We start from the raw sequence: 16,703 nt of genomic DNA on the forward strand, positions 1-16,703 counted from the left end.
GTCAGCCGGGCACCGGCTGAGCCAGCCGCAGCGCCAGGTTGTGCCTGGCGCGCGCTTCATAGCGGTCGTGGAACAGGTCGGTCAGGTAGAGGCGTGGGCGGGCCAGCAGGCGGCCCAGATACTTGCGTTCGGCCGCATCGTAGGCCAGGTCGTCCAGGTCGGCGCGCTCGGCGCGCAGCAGCGTCCCGTTGCGGCGGAACCGTGCCCCGTGGCTGCCCAGCGTCGCCAGGTCGATGTCGACCGCATAGCAAGCGGCCAGCCCGTCGGGAACGCCGGTGTGCGTGGTGTCCAGGATCATGGCCGCAATTGCGTCGGCGCCCGCAATCCGTCCGTCGGCGCAGCGCAGGAACCAGTCGGCGCTGCGCGCCTCGTTGTCGCGCGCGCCCGGCACGTAGATGACATCGTGGCACCAGAGCGCGAGTTCCACGGCGTCGGCATCGGGAACCTGCGCGCAGGCCCAGTCCAGGTCGCGCAGGCAGCGGCGCACGTGGTACAGCGTGTGGTAGTAGCGGCCCGGCCCCGAGTAATGCCCGCACAGTTGCGCATAGGTGTCGTGCGCGCGCTGGCCGCCGCAGCGCGACCACAGGGACTCGAAGCGGGCCTGGAACCGGTTCATGGGCTTCCTTCGCGGCGGCGCCGGTTCAGCCGACCTCGTCGAGCAAGGCCTTGGCCTGTTGCAGGTCGGGCGTTTCGAAGCCTTCGCGGAAGGCGCCATAGACGCCAGCCAGTACCTGGCGCGCGGCATCGGGCTTGTCCTCTTGTTGCCACAGCCGCGCGAGGCTCAGCGCGGCGCGCAACTCGAGCGACCTGGCGCCCTGCTCGTGCGCAATGGCGACGGCCTTGCGGAAGCAGGCTTCGGCCTCTTCCCGTGCCAGCCAGCCATGGTCGGACCCGGCCAGGAGCAGTTCGCCCTTCAGGCGCAGCAGCGTGGACGCGTCCAGCCGTTCGCCGGTGTGCTCGGCAAGCGGCATGGCTTCGTCGAGCAGCGCCAGGCCGGCGCGGTATTCACCCGCCATGCCGTGCGCATCGGCGAGCAGCCCCAGCAGGCTCGGCCTTGCCAGCGATGCGCCGGTCGCGGCATAGGCGTCGAGACCCTGCCGCATCTGCGCGATGCCCGCCTGGTGGTCGCCACGCTCGGCCACGGCCCAGCCCTGCAGCACCGTGCCCCAGGCCAGGTAGATCGGAAAGCCTTGTTCGCCGGAGATGGCGATGGCGGCTTCGGCAAACTCGCCGACCTTCTGCACTTCACGCCGGCACAGGTGCACCTCCGCCGCGAAGACCAGGCACAGCGCCAGATTGAAGGCGTCGGGACGCTGGCGGGCCAGCGCCAGCGCTTCGAGCGAGCGCACCCGCGCCCGGTCCGGCAGGCCCTGGTACCAGAGGATCCAGCCCAGCGTGGCCATGGCGTGAACGGTGGGGTCGCGACCGTAGCCAAGCAGGAAATCATAGGACGACTGGTCGGCTGGCTGCACCGCCAGCACTTGCTCCATGTGGTCGCGGGCGACGCTGATCTGGCCCAGACGGAACGTGGTGGACCCCTGCACGCGATGGCCCTCGGCGAGCTGGTCGGGTTTGTGCGAGCGCTCGGCCATGCCAAGCAGCCGCTCGCCGAGCGGCAGCGACACGTTGTATTGCGCGCGCAGCTGGTAAAACGCCCATAGCCCGAGCTGCGCGGAAAAGACCTGCGCCGTGGGTTCGCCCCCTTTGCCCCCTTTGCCCCCTTTGCCCGCTTCGCCTTGTTCGCCCTGTTCGCCCTGTTCGCACAGCGCGAGCGCTTGCCGGTAGTTGGCTTCCACTTCGTCGGCAGCCTGGCCGCGCGTGGCGATCAGCGCGGGCCCCAGCGTCAGCAGCAGGGACAGCTCCTGCCGCACGCGTTCAGGCGTGTCGGGCAGCCGCTTGAGCAGCGCAAGGGCCTGCTTCAGGTGGCCGATCGCCTCGGGCAGGGCGGAGCGTTGCACGGCTTGCTCGCCCGCGCCTTGCAGGTACTCGATCGCTTTCGGCACGTTGCCGCTGAGGCTGTAGTGGTGGGCCAGCTCGCCGCAGTAGTCCTTCAGCCGGCCCTGGAACAGCGACTCGATCGCCAGCGCGGTACGTTCATGCAGTGCGCTGCGCCGCTCGGTCAGCAGGCTGTGGCCGGCGACCTCCTGGGTCAGCGCGTGCTTGAAAGCGTACTCCACGTCGGGAAAAGCCGGCTGCTCGTAGATGAAGTCGGCGGCCTGCAGCGCGGCCAGCAGCGGGCGCAGCGCCTCGTCGTCCTGCTGCGTGACGCGGCGGATGAGCCCCAGCGGGAATTCCTTGCCGATCACCGCCAGCGTCTGCAGCAGGTCCTTCTGCGCCACGGGCAGCCGGTCGATACGCGCGGCCAGCACGCCTTGCACGGTAGTCGGAATGTGCAGCAGGGCCGGCGCCTGTTCGATGCGGAAGTCGCCGGGCAGCCCCAGCAGCACACCTTCCTCGCTCAGCGTCTGGACCACTTCCTCCATGAAGAACGGGTTGCCTTCGGTCTTGTCGAGGATCAGCCGTTTCAGCGGGACCAGGCTGCGATCGTCGCCCAGCAGCGCGGTGAGCAGGCCCTGGGCCTCGGCCGGGCCCAGCGGCTCCAGATGGAGCTGCGTGTAGGCGCCGCGCGCATGCCAGTCGTGCGCATACTCGGGCCGGTAGTTCACCTGCAGCAGGATGCTCGCCGCGGGCACATGGTCGACCAGGATGTCGAGAAAGCCTTCGGTCTCGCTGTCGAGCCACTGCAGGTCCTCGAAGATCAGCGCGAGCGGCTGGTTCTGGCTCTCGCGCACCAGCAACTGGGCAATGGCTTCGAAAGTACGCTGGCGCCGGATCGTGGCGTCCATGGTCGGCAGCGCCGAATCCGGGTCGCTGCTGCCGAGCAGGTAAAGCAGGTAGGGCAGATGCACCTCCAGCGAGCGATCCAGCGTCAGCAGCCTGCCGGTGACCTTTTCGCGGCAGCCGCGGTCGTTGTCCTGCGCGGTGACCTGGAAGTAGTTCTTCAGCAGCTCGATCAGCGGCAGGTAGGCAAAGGCCTTGCCGTGCGATACCGAGAAGGTCTCCAGCACCAGGCAGCCCTGCCGCGACCTGGCCTTGAATTCGTGGAACAGGCGGGACTTGCCCACGCCGGCCTCGCCGACCACGCCGACGATCTGCCCGTTGCCGGCCCTGGCCCGCTCCAGCGCCGCGTGCAGTTGCTCCAGTTCGGTCTGGCGGCCGACGAAGCGGGCCAGCCCGCGGTGCGCCGCGACCTGCAGGCGCGTGCGCAGCGCCCCGAGGCCGAGCACCTCGTAGACGGCCAGCGGATCGCGCACGCCCTTGACATGCGTGGTGCCGAGCGGCTTGAACTCAAAGTAGCCTTCGGTGAGCTTGTGGGTCGACTCGCTGATCAGGATCGACGCCGGCGTCGCCACGCCTTCCATGCGCGAGGCGATGTGGATGGTGTGCCCGACCGGGTCATAGTCCGTGTGCAGGTCGTCCTTGCGGATCGAGCGCACCAGGACCTCGCCGGTGTGGATGCCGACGCGGATCTGCAACGGAATGCCCAGTTCCAGGCGGACGCGGTCGCTGTGGCGGCGCATCGCCTCCTGCATGCGCAGTGCCGCGTACAGCGCGCGCAGCGCGTGGTCTTCGTGCGCGATGGGCGCGCCGAACAGGGCCAGGATGCCGTCGCCCAGGAACTTGGCGACATAGCCTTCGTAATGGTGCACGGCCTCCATCATCAGCGTGGCGACCGGGTCGATCAGGCGCCGCGCTTCCTCGGGGTCCAGGTCCTGCGTCAGCGCGGTCGAGCCGGCCATGTCGGCGAACAGCGCGGTGATGGTCTTGCGCTCGCCCTCGGCATCGCCGCGTGCCTCCATGGCCGCGCGTTCGGCAAGGATGCGCTGGGCCAGGTGCGGTGGCGTGTACTGGACAGGCGGGGTGGCCGGCGCCGGCACGGACGGCCGCCCGGCCGGAGCACCGGCCAGCGAGGCGCCGCAGCCGCGGCAGAACTTCGTCATCGGGCCGGCGGGCTCGCCGCATTGGGGACAGGCCCGTGCCAGCACGGCGCCGCACTCCTCGCAGAAGTTGGCCTTTGCGAGGTTCTCGAACCCGCAATTTGTGCAGCGCATATCGCCTCCTGCGCGCCGTGGCCCGGCGCATTCCGGCGCATTCCGGCTCCGATCCATTAGACGCGCGATCCGGGCCGTTGGCAAGGCGGCAACGCGCGGCGTCGGGATCGCGTATGCTGGCAGGCTGACCGCCTCGAGCCGGGATGACGCATGGACGCGACGCATGGACGCGCGACACAAGGACGACATGAAGCCTGACGCCAGACTGACCACCGGCCCCATCGGCCGCACGCTGCTGCTGTTTTCGCTGCCGGTGCTCGGCAGCAACATCCTCCAGTCGCTCAATGCCTCGATCAACTCCGTCTGGGTCGGGCGCTACCTCGGCGAGGCGGCACTGACCGCGACGTCCAACGCCAACATCATCCTGTTCTTCCTGCTCGGCGTGGTGTTCGGCATCAGCATGGCCAACACCATCATGATCGGGCAGGCCGTCGGCGGGCGCGACCTGGACGAGGCGCGCAAGATCGTCGGCACCAGCACCACGTTCTTCGTGCTGCTGTCCGTGGCGGCGTCGGTGTTCGGCTACATCTTTACGCCGGACATCCTGGCGGCCATGCAGACGCCGCACGACGCCGCGCCGCTGGCAGTGACGTACCTGCGCATCATCTTCATCGCGCTGCCGTTCATGTACTTCTACAACTTCGTGATGATGACGCTGCGCGGCGCCGGCGATTCGCGCACGCCGTTCTACTTCATGCTGTTGTCCGCGGTGCTCGACGTGGTGCTCAACCCGGTGCTGATCTTCGGCGTCGGCCCGCTGCCAGCGCTCGGCATTGCGGGCTCGGCGCTGGCCACGCTGATCGCGCAGCTCACGAGCCTGGCCGCGATGATCGCTCTGCTCTACCGCCGCCGACATTTCCTGCTGCTGCATCGCGAGCAGCTGGGGCTGCTGCGGCCGGACCCGGCCATCATCCGCTCGCTGGTGGCCAAGGGCCTGCCGATGGGCCTGCAGATGGTGGTGATCTCGTCGTCGGCAATCGTGATGATGTCGCTGGTGAATGCATACGGTTCGCAGACCACTGCGGCCTACGGCGTGGCATCGCAGCTCTGGACCTACGTGCAGATGCCGGCGCTGGCGGTCGGTGCGAGCGTGTCGTCCATGGTGGCGCAGAACGTCGGTGCGGGGCTCTGGCACCGCGTCACGCGCATCACGCGCATGGGCATGCTGTTCAACCTGGCGATGACCGGCGCGCTGGTCGGGCTGGTCTACCTGTTCGACCGCAATTCGCTGGGGCTTTTCCTCGGCACCGACAACGTGGCCATCGGCATCGCGCGGCAGATCAACGTCGTGGTGCTGTGGTCGTTCATCCTGTTCGGATTCACCATCGTGATCTTCGGCACGGTGCGTGCCACCGGCGCCGTGATGGCGCCGCTGGTCATCCTGTTCCTGTCGATGTGGGTGATCCGCCTTCCGTTCGCGTGGGCGCTGGGCAAGAGCTGGGGCGCGGACGCCATCTGGTGGAGCTTTCCGCTGGGATCGGTGGTGTCGGTCGTGCTGGCGGTGGGCTACTACCGCTTCGGCAACTGGCGTACCAGCCATATGCTGCCGGTGTCGGCCCATGCACCCAAAGCGGTGGGGCAGGCCCCCGACACCAGCATGGGCACGCCCTGCGAAGACGCGGGCCAGGTATCCGAAGCGGATGAAGCGCCGCCCCGTACCGTCGAAACCGTGCGTTGAAAGGCAATCGAAAGATCGGCATGGCATCGTTGCGCCCGTTGCCGACTTTGCGGTAACGGGCGCGTTCGTCCGCGTGCGCCAGAATGCCTTCCTCAAACCGCGTCGATGCCGCATGGCAATGGCGCGCGTCCCGCCGTCGTAGTTCTCCCTTTCCACGCCGTCCAGCCTGGCGCTAATACATCATGTCGTGATGCATTGGGGCGCATGCACATTCGCATGGACACGCCTGTCTGATGCGTGGCGCATTGGTGAATACCCCTAATTGAAGACAACTGAAAGGCGGCTGAAAGATCGCCTCTTTAAGGTTCCGGTCACCGTCGGGGCATGCGCTTGCATGCAGCAATTCGCGCAGCAGAGCCAGCGCGCGACACCGGCAGCATTCGTGAACTTTGAGGAGAATCGTTTTGCGCATACGTAGCCAAAAGGACTTTGCCTCCGGCCTGATGTTTATTCTGGTCGGTCTGGGCTTTTCCTGGGTCGCACGCGGCTATTCCATGGGAACCGCCGCGAAAATGGGCCCCGGATACTTTCCGTTCCTGCTCGGGTTGGTGCTCGCCGTGCTCGGCGCGCTGGTGCTGATCTCGTCGCTGTCGAGCAAGGGCGAGCAAGACCATCTCGCACGCTGGGACCTGAAGACCCTGCTGTGGATCCTCGGTTCCGTGGTGCTGTTCGGCCTGTTGCTGAAGCCGCTCGGCATGGTGCTGTCCGTGTTCGTGCTGGTGTTGGTGTCGTCGATGGCCAGCCACGAGTTCAGCTGGAAGGGCGCCTTGCTCAACAGCGTCGTGCTGGTGCTGATCAGCCTGGGCGCGTTCGTGTACGGCATCAACCTGCAGATGCCGGTGTGGCCTGCATTCATCACCGGTTAAGGGGAGCGCCGAGATGGAATTGATTGAACACCTTTCACTGGGATTCTCGACGGCGCTGTCGCTGCAGAATCTCGCCTACGCGTTCCTGGGCTGCGTGCTGGGTACGCTGATCGGCGTGCTGCCGGGCCTGGGGCCGCTGGCCACCATCGCCATGCTGCTGCCGGTGACCTACACGCTGCCGCCGGTGGCCGCGCTGATCATGCTGGCCGGTATCTACTACGGCGCCCAGTACGGCGGTTCGACCACCGCCATCCTGGTGAACCTGCCCGGTGAATCGTCGTCGGTGGTAACCACCATCGACGGCTACCAGATGGCGCGGCGAGGACGCGCGGGTGTGGCGTTGGCGACTTCGGGCCTGGGTTCGTTCTTCGCCGGCTGCGTGGCCACGCTGATCCTGGCCGCGTTTGCCACGCCGCTGTCGGAACTGGCATTCAAGTTCGGTCCCGCCGAGTACTTCTCCCTGATGGTGCTGGGCCTGATCGGTGCCGTGGTGCTGGCGTCGGGTTCGCTGCCGAAGGCCGTGGCCATGATCGTGCTGGGCCTGCTGATGGGCCTGATCGGTACCGACGTGAACTCGGGCGCTGCGCGCTTTTCGTTCGACGTGCCGGAACTGACCGACGGCATCGACTTCGTCGCGCTGGCCATGGGCATGTTCGGTTTCGCGGAAATCATCGCGAACCTGGAGCAGAAGGAATCGCGCGAAACCTTCACCGACGCGGTCACCAATCTCTGGCCGACCAAGGAAGACTTCAAGCGCATGGCGCCTGCCGTGCTGCGCGGCACGATGCTCGGTTCGGCGCTGGGCATCCTGCCGGGCGGTGGTGCGGCACTGGCTTCGTTCGCGGCGTACTCGCTGGAGAAGAAGACCTCGAAGTACTCGCATGAGTTCGGCAAGGGCGCCATCGAAGGCGTGGCGGGTCCGGAATCGGCCAACAACGCCGCGGCACAGACCTCGTTCATCCCGCTGCTGACGCTGGGCATTCCGCCCAACGCGGTGATGGCGCTGATGGTGGGTGCGATGACCATCCACAACATCCAGCCCGGCCCGCAGGTCATGACCAGCAACCCGGCGCTGTTCTGGGGCCTGATCGCCTCGATGTGGATCGGCAACCTGATGCTGATCATCCTGAACCTGCCGATGATCGGTATCTGGGTGAAGCTGCTGACCGTGCCGTACCGCTTCCTGTACCCGGCGATCCTGGTGTTCTGCGGCATTGGCGTGTACTCGGTCAACAACCAGACCTTCGACGTCTTCATGGCGGCTGGCTTCGGCGTGCTCGGCTACCTGTTCCTGAAGCTCAAGTGCGAACCGGCGCCGCTGCTGCTGGGCTTCGTGCTGGGACCGATGATGGAAGAGAACTTCCGCCGTTCGCTGCTGCTCTCGCGTGGTGACTTCAGCGTGTTCGTGACCCGTCCGCTGTCGATGGGCCTGCTGATCGCCGCTGCGGCGCTGGTCGCGGTGGTGGCCCTGCCGTCGATCAAGGCCAAGCGCGAAGAAGCGTTCCAGGAAGAGTAGCCCCGGCGCTCCGGAACCACGCCGTCTCGCTGCGGCGTGCATCAAGCAAGTATTCGGGGTGCCTTCGTGCACCCCGTATTTTCTTGCGGCGCAGCCTGCGCTGCGCGAAGTTCGCAGAAGTAGAGAGTGCCCGACTGCGGCAGCAGTCATGGGCCGCGCAAGATGAACAGGAACTCCGCTCCGGCCCTTCACCGGATCCCAGCATTCCGGTGTCGTGGGGTGGGAGCTTCGCCGGCGCTCATGAAACCGTTTTCCCTTGACCGGGTCCTTTCCCGGATTTTCATCCTCAAGCTCGTCCACGCAAGTCCTTCGACCGTGATGAACCTGGTCGACCGGCTGCGCGAGTACGGCATCGAACTGAACATCCGCTCGCTGCGCCCGATCCTGCGCAGCCTGATGATCGCGCGTGCGATCACGGCCGAACTGGTCGAGGGCAGCGGCCGGGTGTACTGCATCACCGACAGCGGCCGCGACGAACTGGATCGCTACCTGTCCCATCTCGATATCCTCAAGCGGGATGGCGGTGCCGACGGCTGAGACAGCTACGTCCACACAAGAAAAATGGGCCCGCTTTCGCGGGCCCATTGCATTGCAGCCTGGCGTTGAAGAATTACTGGCTCGGTTGGGTCACCAGTTCCAGGCCAGCCTGCGATTCGTCGTCGCCGCGCGCGACCAGCACCTTGATGCGGTTCGGCAGCGTAGCCTTGATGCCGTCCACCGGAAGCGTGGTGATCAGCCAGTCGGCATTGTTGGCCAGCGTCAGCGTGCCCGAATCGAAGATCACGGTCTTGCTGCCAGCCGTGGTGATGCGCAGCCGGTAGGTGCCGCCGTTCAGGCTGATCGAGTCCTGGCCCGATGCAGGTACCGCGGACTTGAATGCCACGGCGGAGAACGTCGGGCCGACGGAGTTCAGGTCAACCGCCGGCACGGTCACGTAGATGTCCACGTTCTGCGCGTTGAACGATGCGTTCAGTGCCCTGACACGCGCCTTGTCCGAGAACAGGCCCACTTCGAACGGATCATCGATCTGTATCACGTCCGCCGCGCTTTCGCTGCCTGGCATGGCAACTGCCGTGTACTTGTGGCCCGTATGGGTGTTGATGGTCGTATGCCCCAACTCGGTATTGGTACCGGCCACGTTGAACGCAAACAGCTGGTTGCCTTCGTCGACCGTGCGATAGGTCGACACGAACTTGTAGGGCTCGTTCAGCAGATTGGTTTTCACGCCGTTCTGCAAGATGTCGACGTTCGGGCCGCCCGGTATGGCATGAATCAGGCGGACCGTCGGCTTGCTGAGGCCGACGCGGGCGGCAATGCCGTCGTCACCGCCTCCGCCGCAGGCAGACAGGACTGCCGCACTTGCGATCGCGAGGCCAAGGATAAGACTGGTTTTTCTTGAGCGGAACATAAAATCACCTCTCTCCGTTGCGTTGGTTTGGGGCGAGTGCCAGGAACGGCCGCGGCGTTGCGGCGGCTGCATAGGGCAGGGGATGCCCTTCAGGCCGTTGACGCCGTTTCGCGAGTCAGGTGGCCTTATTGCAACGATAGAAAGGAACTTTCAGCGGAGGCAGCCGCAGGTATCCGAAACCGGTGTCGGAGGATTCCCACAGGAGAAGGGGATGGGACGGTATGCGAGGCGCTGTCGTGACTGGCGGCGCACGACACCGTATCCCGAATTGGGGCTAGCTTTTGGGCCAGGCCATCACCACCTGGTTCCTGCCATTTCTCTTGGCCTCGTACAGCCCCGCATCGGCCACTTCGACCAGCCGGCTACTGGGCTGGTTCTCTTCCGGCACCAGCACCGCCGCGCCGATGCTGACAGTCAGGCTGCCGCCCGCGCCCAGCCCGTTGTGGGCGATGCCGAGCGCTTCAACCGCACGCCGCGCTTTTTCCGCGAGCAGCCGCGCGCCGCCGGGCGAAGTCGAAGGGAGAATCATCGAGAACTCTTCACCGCCGAAGCGCGCGGGCAGGTCCGTGGGCCGCGAGCAGTTGTCGCGCAGTACGGCGGCGACGCGCCGCAAGACATCATCGCCGGCGACGTGCCCGTACGTATCGTTGTAGGCCTTGAACGCATCGACGTCGATCATCAGCAGGGCGAGCTGGCTCTTGTCACGCTGGGCCCGCTTCCACTCGGCGTTCAGGTATTCGTCGAAATAGCGTCGATTGGACAATCCAGTGAGGCCGTCCGAGTTGGTGAGCCGCTGCAGTTCAAGGTTGGTCTCGAGCAGTTGCTGCTGGCTTTGCCGCAGCGCGCGGTAGGCCTCGTCGCGCTGCTGCAGGTTCAGGTACGAGCGCGAGTGATAGCGGATGCGCGCGATCAGCTCGATGCTGTCCGGCAGTTTCACCAGGTAATCGTTGGCGCCCGCGGCGAAGGCCGCGCTCTTCGTCGCCGCCTCTTCCTTGGTGGACAGCACGATGATCGGGATATCGCGCGTGGCGGCGTAGTCGCGATAGCGGCGCACCAGCGTCAGGCCATCCACGCCGGGCATGACCAGGTCCTGCAGGATCACGGTGGGGCGGGTGCGCTCGGCCACGGCCACGGCGTCGTCCGGCGTCGCGCAGTAGTGGAAATCGATGTCGGGCTCGGAGGCCAGGGCGCGGCGGACAGCTTCGCCGATCATGGCCTGGTCGTCCACCAGCAGCACCATGACGGGATAGGTGTGCGCTGGGGTAGTGTCGGTGATGGCGTGGTTCTCGAGTTCTTGCATGCTGGCTTCCCGGATGGCTCGACCCCAAAATGTTCCTGGATGAGGCATCGGCGATCTTGTGTCGTCTTCTCTGTTGTCTTCGCTACAGTGCCCGGCTCGGAGCCGGCCACAGGTGGCTGCAGGCCTGCACCAGGCGCGGCGCAACGGCCGCGAGCGGCAGGATCTCGCTGGCGGCGCCGATGGCCGCCGCCGCCTTGGGCATGCCGTAGACGGCGCTGGTGGCCTGGTCCTGCGCAATCGTCAGGCAACCCTGGTCGCGCATGGCCTTCAACCCGCTGGCGCCGTCGCGGCCCATGCCGGTGAGCAGCACGCCAATGGCTTGTCCGCGCCAATGCTCCACCACGCTTTCAAAGAACACGTCGATGGAGGGGCGGTAGAGATAATCGCTGGGCTGCTCGGTATAGGCCATGCGGTTTGACCCTAGCAGCCGCAGATGGTTGTTGGTGCCGGCGATCAGGACCGTGCCGGCCTGCGGCACTTCGCCGGCGGCGGCTACGCGCACCGGCAGCGCGCACTGTCCATCGAGCCATTCCGCCATGCCGGGTGCGAAGGCTTCGTCGACATGCTGCACGGCCACGACGGCCGCGCAGAAATCCGCGGGCAGGGCGGACAGCAGCGTGGCCAGCGCCGCCGGGCCGCCGGCCGAGGCGCCGATCGCAACCAGGCGCGACGCTGCCGGCCGGCCTGTTACTTCGGCCACGGCTGGACGCGGTGCCACCCGTCCCGTCACCAGCCGCCTGACATTGCGCATCTTGCGCAGCAGCGGGCCGGCGGTCAGCCTGGCATCGGATTCGGTCAGCGTGGGTGTGTCCACGGCATCGATGGCGCCATGCCCCATGGCGTCGAACACCTGGTTGGCGTTGCGGCCCAGGTCCGTGGTAACCACCACGATCGGGCACGGCGTGGCCGCCATGATGCGGCGCGTGGCCTCCACGCCGTCCATGACCGGCATCAACAGGTCCATCAGGATCAGGTCGGGCGGGTGCGAAGCCGCGAGCTGGATCGCCTGTTCGCCGTCCCCGGCGACCCATGCAATCTCGAAGGCGGGATCGAGCGCGATGGCGCGGCGCAGCGCGGCCACGGCCAGCGCCGAATCATTGACGATGCCGACTCTCATGAAGTTGCCTCGCCGATCAGGTCGTGCACCGCATCGAGCAGCGCAGCGTCATGGAAACTGCCTTTTGCCAGATAGTAATCCGCGCCGGCCTCCAGGCCGCGCTGGCGATCCTGCTCGCGGTCCTTGTACGACACCACCATCACCGGCAACTGCTGCAGGCGCGGCTCCTTGCGGATCAGCGTGACCAGTTCGATCCCGTCCATGCGCGGCATGTCGATATCGGTGATGACCAGGTCGAAGGGCTCGGCGCGCAGCACGTTCCAGCCGTCCATGCCATCCACGGCGACCACCACGTCGTAGCCGCGCCCGGCCAGCAGCTTGCGCTCCAGCTCGCGCACGGTGAGGGAGTCGTCGACCACCAGCACGCGCTTGCGCCGCGCCTGCGTGGCGGCCATACCTGCCTGGCGTACAGGCTCGATGCGTCCGTCGCTGACGAGCTTCTCGACCGAGCGCAGCAGGTCATCCACGTCGAAGATCAGGACCGGCGTGCCGTCATCGGTCAGGGCGCCCGCGGCAATATCCTTGATCTTGCCCAGCGCCGGCGCGAGCGGCTGCACCACCAGCAGGCGTTCGCCCAGCATGCGGTCGACGGCAATGCCGTACACGCGGTCCTGTTCGCCGAGGATGACGACGGGAATCTCGTCGCCGTCGAGCGCGCGTTCCGGGCGCTGCAGGACCTGCGCGGCACTGACCAGCCCGACTGCGCGGCCCGCGTGCCGGAAATGCTGGTGGCTCTCGGTCTGCGCCACGTCCTGCCGGGCCACCGTGGCGGCGCGCAGGACGTGGCCCAGCGGGAACGCATAGGCTTCGCCGGCTACTTCCACCAGCAGCGCGCGCACCACCGACAGCGTCAGCGGCAGCTCCAGGTGGAACTGCAGGCCGCCCCCGGGCGGCTGCGCCAGGCGCAGGCTGCCGCGCACGCGGCGCACCATTTCCTGCACTGCGTCCAGGCCGACGCCGCGGCCCGAGACTTCGGACACGGTCTCGCGCAGGCTGAAGCCCGGCAGCAGCAGGAACTCGAGCAGCTCGGCCTGCGACAGCCGCGCGGCGGTGTCCTCGCTCGCCAGGCGCCGCCGCACGATCGCGTGGCGCAGCAATTCGAGATCCACGCCCGCGCCGTCGTCGCCGATCTCGATCACGAGCCGGCCGGCATTGTGCCGCGCCTGCAGCAGGATGCGTCCTTCGGCGGGCTTGCCGGCGGCCACGCGCACCGCGGACGGCTCGATGCCGTGATCCACGGCATTGCGCAGCAAGTGCGCCAGCGGCGCATCCAGAGCCTCGAGGATGTCGCGGTCCACCTGCGTGCCGGCGCCGACCAGTTCCAGGTGCGCTGCCTTGCCGAGCGAGCGCGCAAGATCGCGCACCATGCGCGCGTAACCTGCCAACCCGTCGGACAGCGGGCGCATGCGGCAGGCCAGCGCGGTGTCGTAGAGACGCCGCGCCAGCCGCGCAGTGCGGTGCTCGTACTGGTCCAGCTCTTCCTGCCGCTGCGACAGGTCTTGCGCGCCGTCTGCCAGCAGTTGCCGCGCATCGGACAGAGCGGCCATGGCGCTGGCGTCGGCGCCGCTGCCCGCGAGCGCGCCGCTCAGTGTGTCCAGGGCCTGCAGCGCGCGCGCCTGTTGCCGGCGCGCCTGCAGCATGGCCCGGCCGAACGGGCGCAGCCAGTGCGATTCCACCATGGCCTCTCCCGACAGCGCCAGCAACTGGTCGAGCGACTCGGCGCCGACGCGCAGCATGCGCTCGTGCGATTCCGGGGCGGCTCCCGGTGGCACGGCTGGCTGGGGCGGCGCGGCGGGGCTGGGCTCGGCGTCGGCCGACGCAACTGGCGGCTCCGCCGCAACCGGTGCTGACGCGCCTTCTCCGCCCGGCAACGCCTGCAAGCGTTGCACCACGGCGAGGATCTCGGCGCGGCCCTGGCGGTCGGCCCAGGCCGGGTCGCCATCAGGCGGCTGGCCGATCCGCTGCAGCAGGTCGGTGCCTTGCAGCAGCGCATCGATATGCGCGGCGCTCAGCGCCATGCCGGCTTGTGCGGCCACCAGGCAATCTTCCATGGCATGCGCCAGGTGCACTCCGCCATCGAGCCCGACAATGCGCGCCGCGCCCTTGATGGAATGCGCCGCGCGCATGCAGGCGTCTAGCTGGCTGGCGGCGGCGGGGTCGCGTTCCAGCGCGAGCAGGCCCGCATTGAGCACCTCGGCCTGGGATTCGGCTTCGAGCGCGAACAGTTCGAGCAGCGAAGCGTCGCGCAACTGGTCGGGGTTCATGCCAGGCTCCGGGTCAGTGCCTGGCGCACCAGCGCGGCATCCAGCAGGCCGACGCTGCGGCCCTGGTCTTCAAACAAGGCCTGGCTGTAGCGCGTGGAGGCCCGCGCCAGCGTGGCCGGCAGCGGCCGCAGCGCACTGCCGGGCACGCGGCGCACGCCGCTGACTTCGGCCACCGGCAGGGCGATGGCGCCGCGGCCCTGGCCGAGCACCAGGAAACGCTGTCCGTGCCGCGCGTTCGCCTGGGCATCGGGTGCCTCGTCCATGCCGAACAACCGGGCCAGCGACAGGCAGGCCAGCAGGCTGCCGCGCACGCTGGCCAGCCCCAGCACTGCGGCGTCGCGGCGATGCGGGAGCGAGTGCACGGGGCACGGCGCGGTGACTTCGCCAATGGCCTCGGTGGGCAGGGCCAGCCATTCCTCGCCGACGCGGAACACCAGGCAGGACAGGCCGGTGCCGGACGACGCCGCATCCGGTTCGCGGTCGGCCGGTGCGTCGGGCAACCGGGTCATGGCATGTGAATCGAGCAGGACCGTGGCCGCGCGGGAATAGGTCGGACAGTTGCGGCAATGGACGTGCGTGGCCAGCAGCGCGCAGCTGCCGTCGCCCCGCACGCCGATGCGGCGCCAGCAGTCGTCTACAGGCGTACTGTCGACAGGTGTGTTGGCGGAAAGAGTCAGGTCGTCAGCCATGGCTAGCCGGTACGGGTATGGCGCTGGGCGCGCTGGCGCAGGCGCGCGGCGCCGGCGTGGTCGCCCTCGGCTTCGAGCCGCGCGGCCAGGTGATAGAGGGCCTCCTGGTGGCCCGGGTCGAGATAGATTGCGCGGCGATAGGCGTCGCGCGCGCTCGGCGTGCGGCCGGCGGCGTCATGGAGCACGCCCAGCAGGCAACAGGCATCCGCGCTCGGGCCCTGGCTGGCGATCAGCGCTTCGCAGGCCGCGGTGGCGGCGTCCAGTTCGCCGCGATCGGCTAGCGCCGAGATGCTGGCGAGCGCATCGGCCGGCTCGGCGACGCGAGGCGGTGCGGGCTTGCGCAGCGCCGGCGTGGGGCGTGCATGAAGCCTGGCCGGCCTCGGCGGCATGCGGGCAGGCGCCGGCGCAAGCGCGGTGCTGCGCTGGATCGGGCGCACGCTCCGTGCTTCCTCCGTGGGGGACTTGCGGAACGCGAAGGCGAGCGGCACGCCGGCGGACTGCAGCCCTTGCGCGCTGAGCAGGCTGGCTTCGGCCGGGCCCACGAAGATCATGCCGTCGCTCGCGGTCAGCCGGGCCAGGGTCTGGACGGTACGCCGCTGCACGTCGGCATCGAAATAGATCAGCAGGTTGCGGCAGAAGACGAAGTCGTAGGGCGCCTCGCCGGCCAGCAGGTCGGGGTCGACAATGTTGCCCAGGCGCGGCTGCACCAGTTCGCGCACCCGCGCGTCCAGTGCGAAGCCGCCCGGGCAGGGCTTGAAGTAGCGGTCGCGGAAATCGAGCGCGGCGCCGCGGAAGGCATTGCCGCCGTAGAGGCCGGCACGTGCGCGCGCCAGGGCGCGGGCGCTGATATCCAGCGCGTCGATGCGGAAACGCGCGGGTGCAATGCCGGCGTCGAGCAGGGCCATGGCGATGGAATAGGGCTCTTCGCCGCTCGCGCAGGGCAGGCTCAGCACACGAATCTGCCGCGTGGGGTCGCCGAACACGCGCTCGGCCGCAAAGCGCCCAAGCGCCACCAGGGCCTCCCGGTGCCGGAAGAACCAGGTCTCGGGGACCACCACGGCTTCAATCAGCGCCTGGAACTCGTCGGGGTGGCTGTGCAGCAGGTTCCAGTAGGCCGCCACATCATGCGCCTGCAACGCGGCCTGGCGCTCGCGCAGCGCGCGTTCGAGCGCGCCGGGGCCGATCGAGCGCGCATCCAGCCCGATGCGCGCCTTCAGCAAGGCCTCGATATGGGTGGCCGTGCTCATGGCAGGCACGCGTCCCGCGCCGCGTCGAACAGCATGGCGTGGACATCGTCGGGCAGCAGGGCGTGGACCCGCACCCATTGCACCAGGCCGCGCTGTTCATCGGCGCGCACCGGCCCCAGGTAGCGTGCCGTGCCGGTGTCGATGCCCGTTTCGATGAACGATTCCGGCGCGCAGCGCAGCGTCTCGGTGGCCTGCTCCAGGCGCAGCCCGAGCAGGCGCGGCGCATCGCCTTCGCCTTCGCGGCGGCGGTAATGGACCAGCACCGTGCGCGTGCTGGTGCGCTGCGCCGACGCCACGCCCGTGGCCAGCGCGCACAGGTCGATCACAGGCACCGCCTGCCCGCGCCGCGACAGCACGCCGGCCACCCAGGCAGGGCTGCCGGGAATCTGCTTGAGCGCGGTCAGCGGCAGCACCTCGGCGACCTCGGTGGCATCGATCGCATAGTGATCATGGCCAAGCCGGAACAGCAGGAACAATTTCATCGGCGCGTGGCCTCCCGCCCCACG

Annotated in this window: 13 protein-coding genes; 4 read left to right on the plus strand and 9 right to left on the minus strand. The window is 68.0% G+C overall.

Going from position 1 to position 16,703, the window contains the following annotated elements:
* Position 1 precedes the first annotated feature (1 nt).
* On the minus strand, positions 2-616 hold the full coding sequence (locus AC3FKG_RS20875) for an HD domain-containing protein (protein ID WP_483712030.1): 615 nt from the start codon (positions 614-616) through the stop codon (positions 2-4).
* Between the two features lie 25 nt (positions 617-641).
* Positions 642-4,112 carry an adenylate/guanylate cyclase domain-containing protein gene (locus AC3FKG_RS20880; RefSeq protein WP_488744022.1) on the minus strand — a complete coding sequence of 1,157 codons (3,471 nt, stop codon included), beginning with the start codon at positions 4,110-4,112 and terminating at the stop codon, positions 642-644.
* A 187-nt stretch (positions 4,113-4,299) separates the two neighbouring features.
* Here AC3FKG_RS20880 and AC3FKG_RS20885 point away from each other — a divergent pair, with 187 nt between their 5' ends.
* The 4 genes from AC3FKG_RS20885 (at position 4,300) to AC3FKG_RS20900 (ending at position 8,709) form a co-directional block, all read left to right on the plus strand.
* A complete protein-coding gene (locus AC3FKG_RS20885) occupies positions 4,300-5,790 on the plus strand; it encodes an MATE family efflux transporter (RefSeq protein ID WP_488744074.1) in 1,491 nt (496 codons plus the stop codon).
* 404 nt (positions 5,791-6,194) lie between these two features.
* A complete protein-coding gene (locus AC3FKG_RS20890; RefSeq protein ID WP_011299768.1) occupies positions 6,195-6,656 on the plus strand; it encodes a tripartite tricarboxylate transporter TctB family protein in 462 nt (153 codons plus the stop codon).
* A 13-nt stretch (positions 6,657-6,669) separates the two neighbouring features.
* Positions 6,670-8,172, plus strand: coding sequence for a tripartite tricarboxylate transporter permease (locus AC3FKG_RS20895; protein WP_483712027.1), 1,503 nt, complete (start codon positions 6,670-6,672; stop codon positions 8,170-8,172).
* Between the two features lie 240 nt (positions 8,173-8,412).
* A complete protein-coding gene (locus AC3FKG_RS20900) occupies positions 8,413-8,709 on the plus strand; it encodes a transcriptional regulator (protein ID WP_483712026.1) in 297 nt (98 codons plus the stop codon).
* 73 nt (positions 8,710-8,782) lie between these two features.
* On the opposite strand, the gene AC3FKG_RS20905 is transcribed toward AC3FKG_RS20900, so the two are convergent.
* The 7 genes from AC3FKG_RS20905 to AC3FKG_RS20935 all read right to left on the minus strand — a co-directional run bounded on the left by AC3FKG_RS20905 (position 8,783) and on the right by AC3FKG_RS20935 (position 16,679).
* On the minus strand, positions 8,783-9,580 hold the full coding sequence (locus AC3FKG_RS20905) for a DUF4397 domain-containing protein (protein ID WP_483712025.1): 798 nt from the start codon (positions 9,578-9,580) through the stop codon (positions 8,783-8,785).
* Between the two features lie 274 nt (positions 9,581-9,854).
* Positions 9,855-10,880 carry a diguanylate cyclase domain-containing protein gene (locus tag AC3FKG_RS20910; RefSeq protein WP_488744023.1) on the minus strand — a complete coding sequence of 342 codons (1,026 nt, stop codon included), beginning with the start codon at positions 10,878-10,880 and terminating at the stop codon, positions 9,855-9,857.
* Positions 10,881-10,962: 82 nt separating this feature from the next.
* Positions 10,963-11,997, minus strand: a complete 1,035-nt coding sequence (locus AC3FKG_RS20915; protein ID WP_488744024.1) for a chemotaxis response regulator protein-glutamate methylesterase — start codon at positions 11,995-11,997, stop codon at positions 10,963-10,965.
* A complete protein-coding gene (locus tag AC3FKG_RS20920) occupies positions 11,994-14,261 on the minus strand; it encodes a response regulator (RefSeq protein WP_483712022.1) in 2,268 nt (755 codons plus the stop codon). Before AC3FKG_RS20920 ends, AC3FKG_RS20915 begins: the two co-directional genes overlap by 4 nt.
* Positions 14,258-14,950, minus strand: a complete 693-nt coding sequence (locus tag AC3FKG_RS20925) for a chemotaxis protein CheW (RefSeq protein WP_488744025.1) — start codon at positions 14,948-14,950, stop codon at positions 14,258-14,260. The genes AC3FKG_RS20920 and AC3FKG_RS20925 overlap by 4 nt, the downstream gene beginning before the upstream one ends.
* A 2-nt stretch (positions 14,951-14,952) precedes the next feature.
* Entirely contained in the window at positions 14,953-16,197 is a 1,245-nt protein-coding gene (locus AC3FKG_RS20930) for a CheR family methyltransferase (RefSeq protein ID WP_488744026.1), read from the minus strand.
* A complete protein-coding gene (locus AC3FKG_RS20935) occupies positions 16,194-16,679 on the minus strand; it encodes a chemotaxis protein CheW (protein WP_483712019.1) in 486 nt (161 codons plus the stop codon). The genes AC3FKG_RS20930 and AC3FKG_RS20935 overlap by 4 nt, the downstream gene beginning before the upstream one ends.
* Positions 16,680-16,703 lie beyond the last annotated feature (24 nt).

It is taken from the genome of Cupriavidus sp. 22TCCZM04-2, from assembly GCF_057798895.1.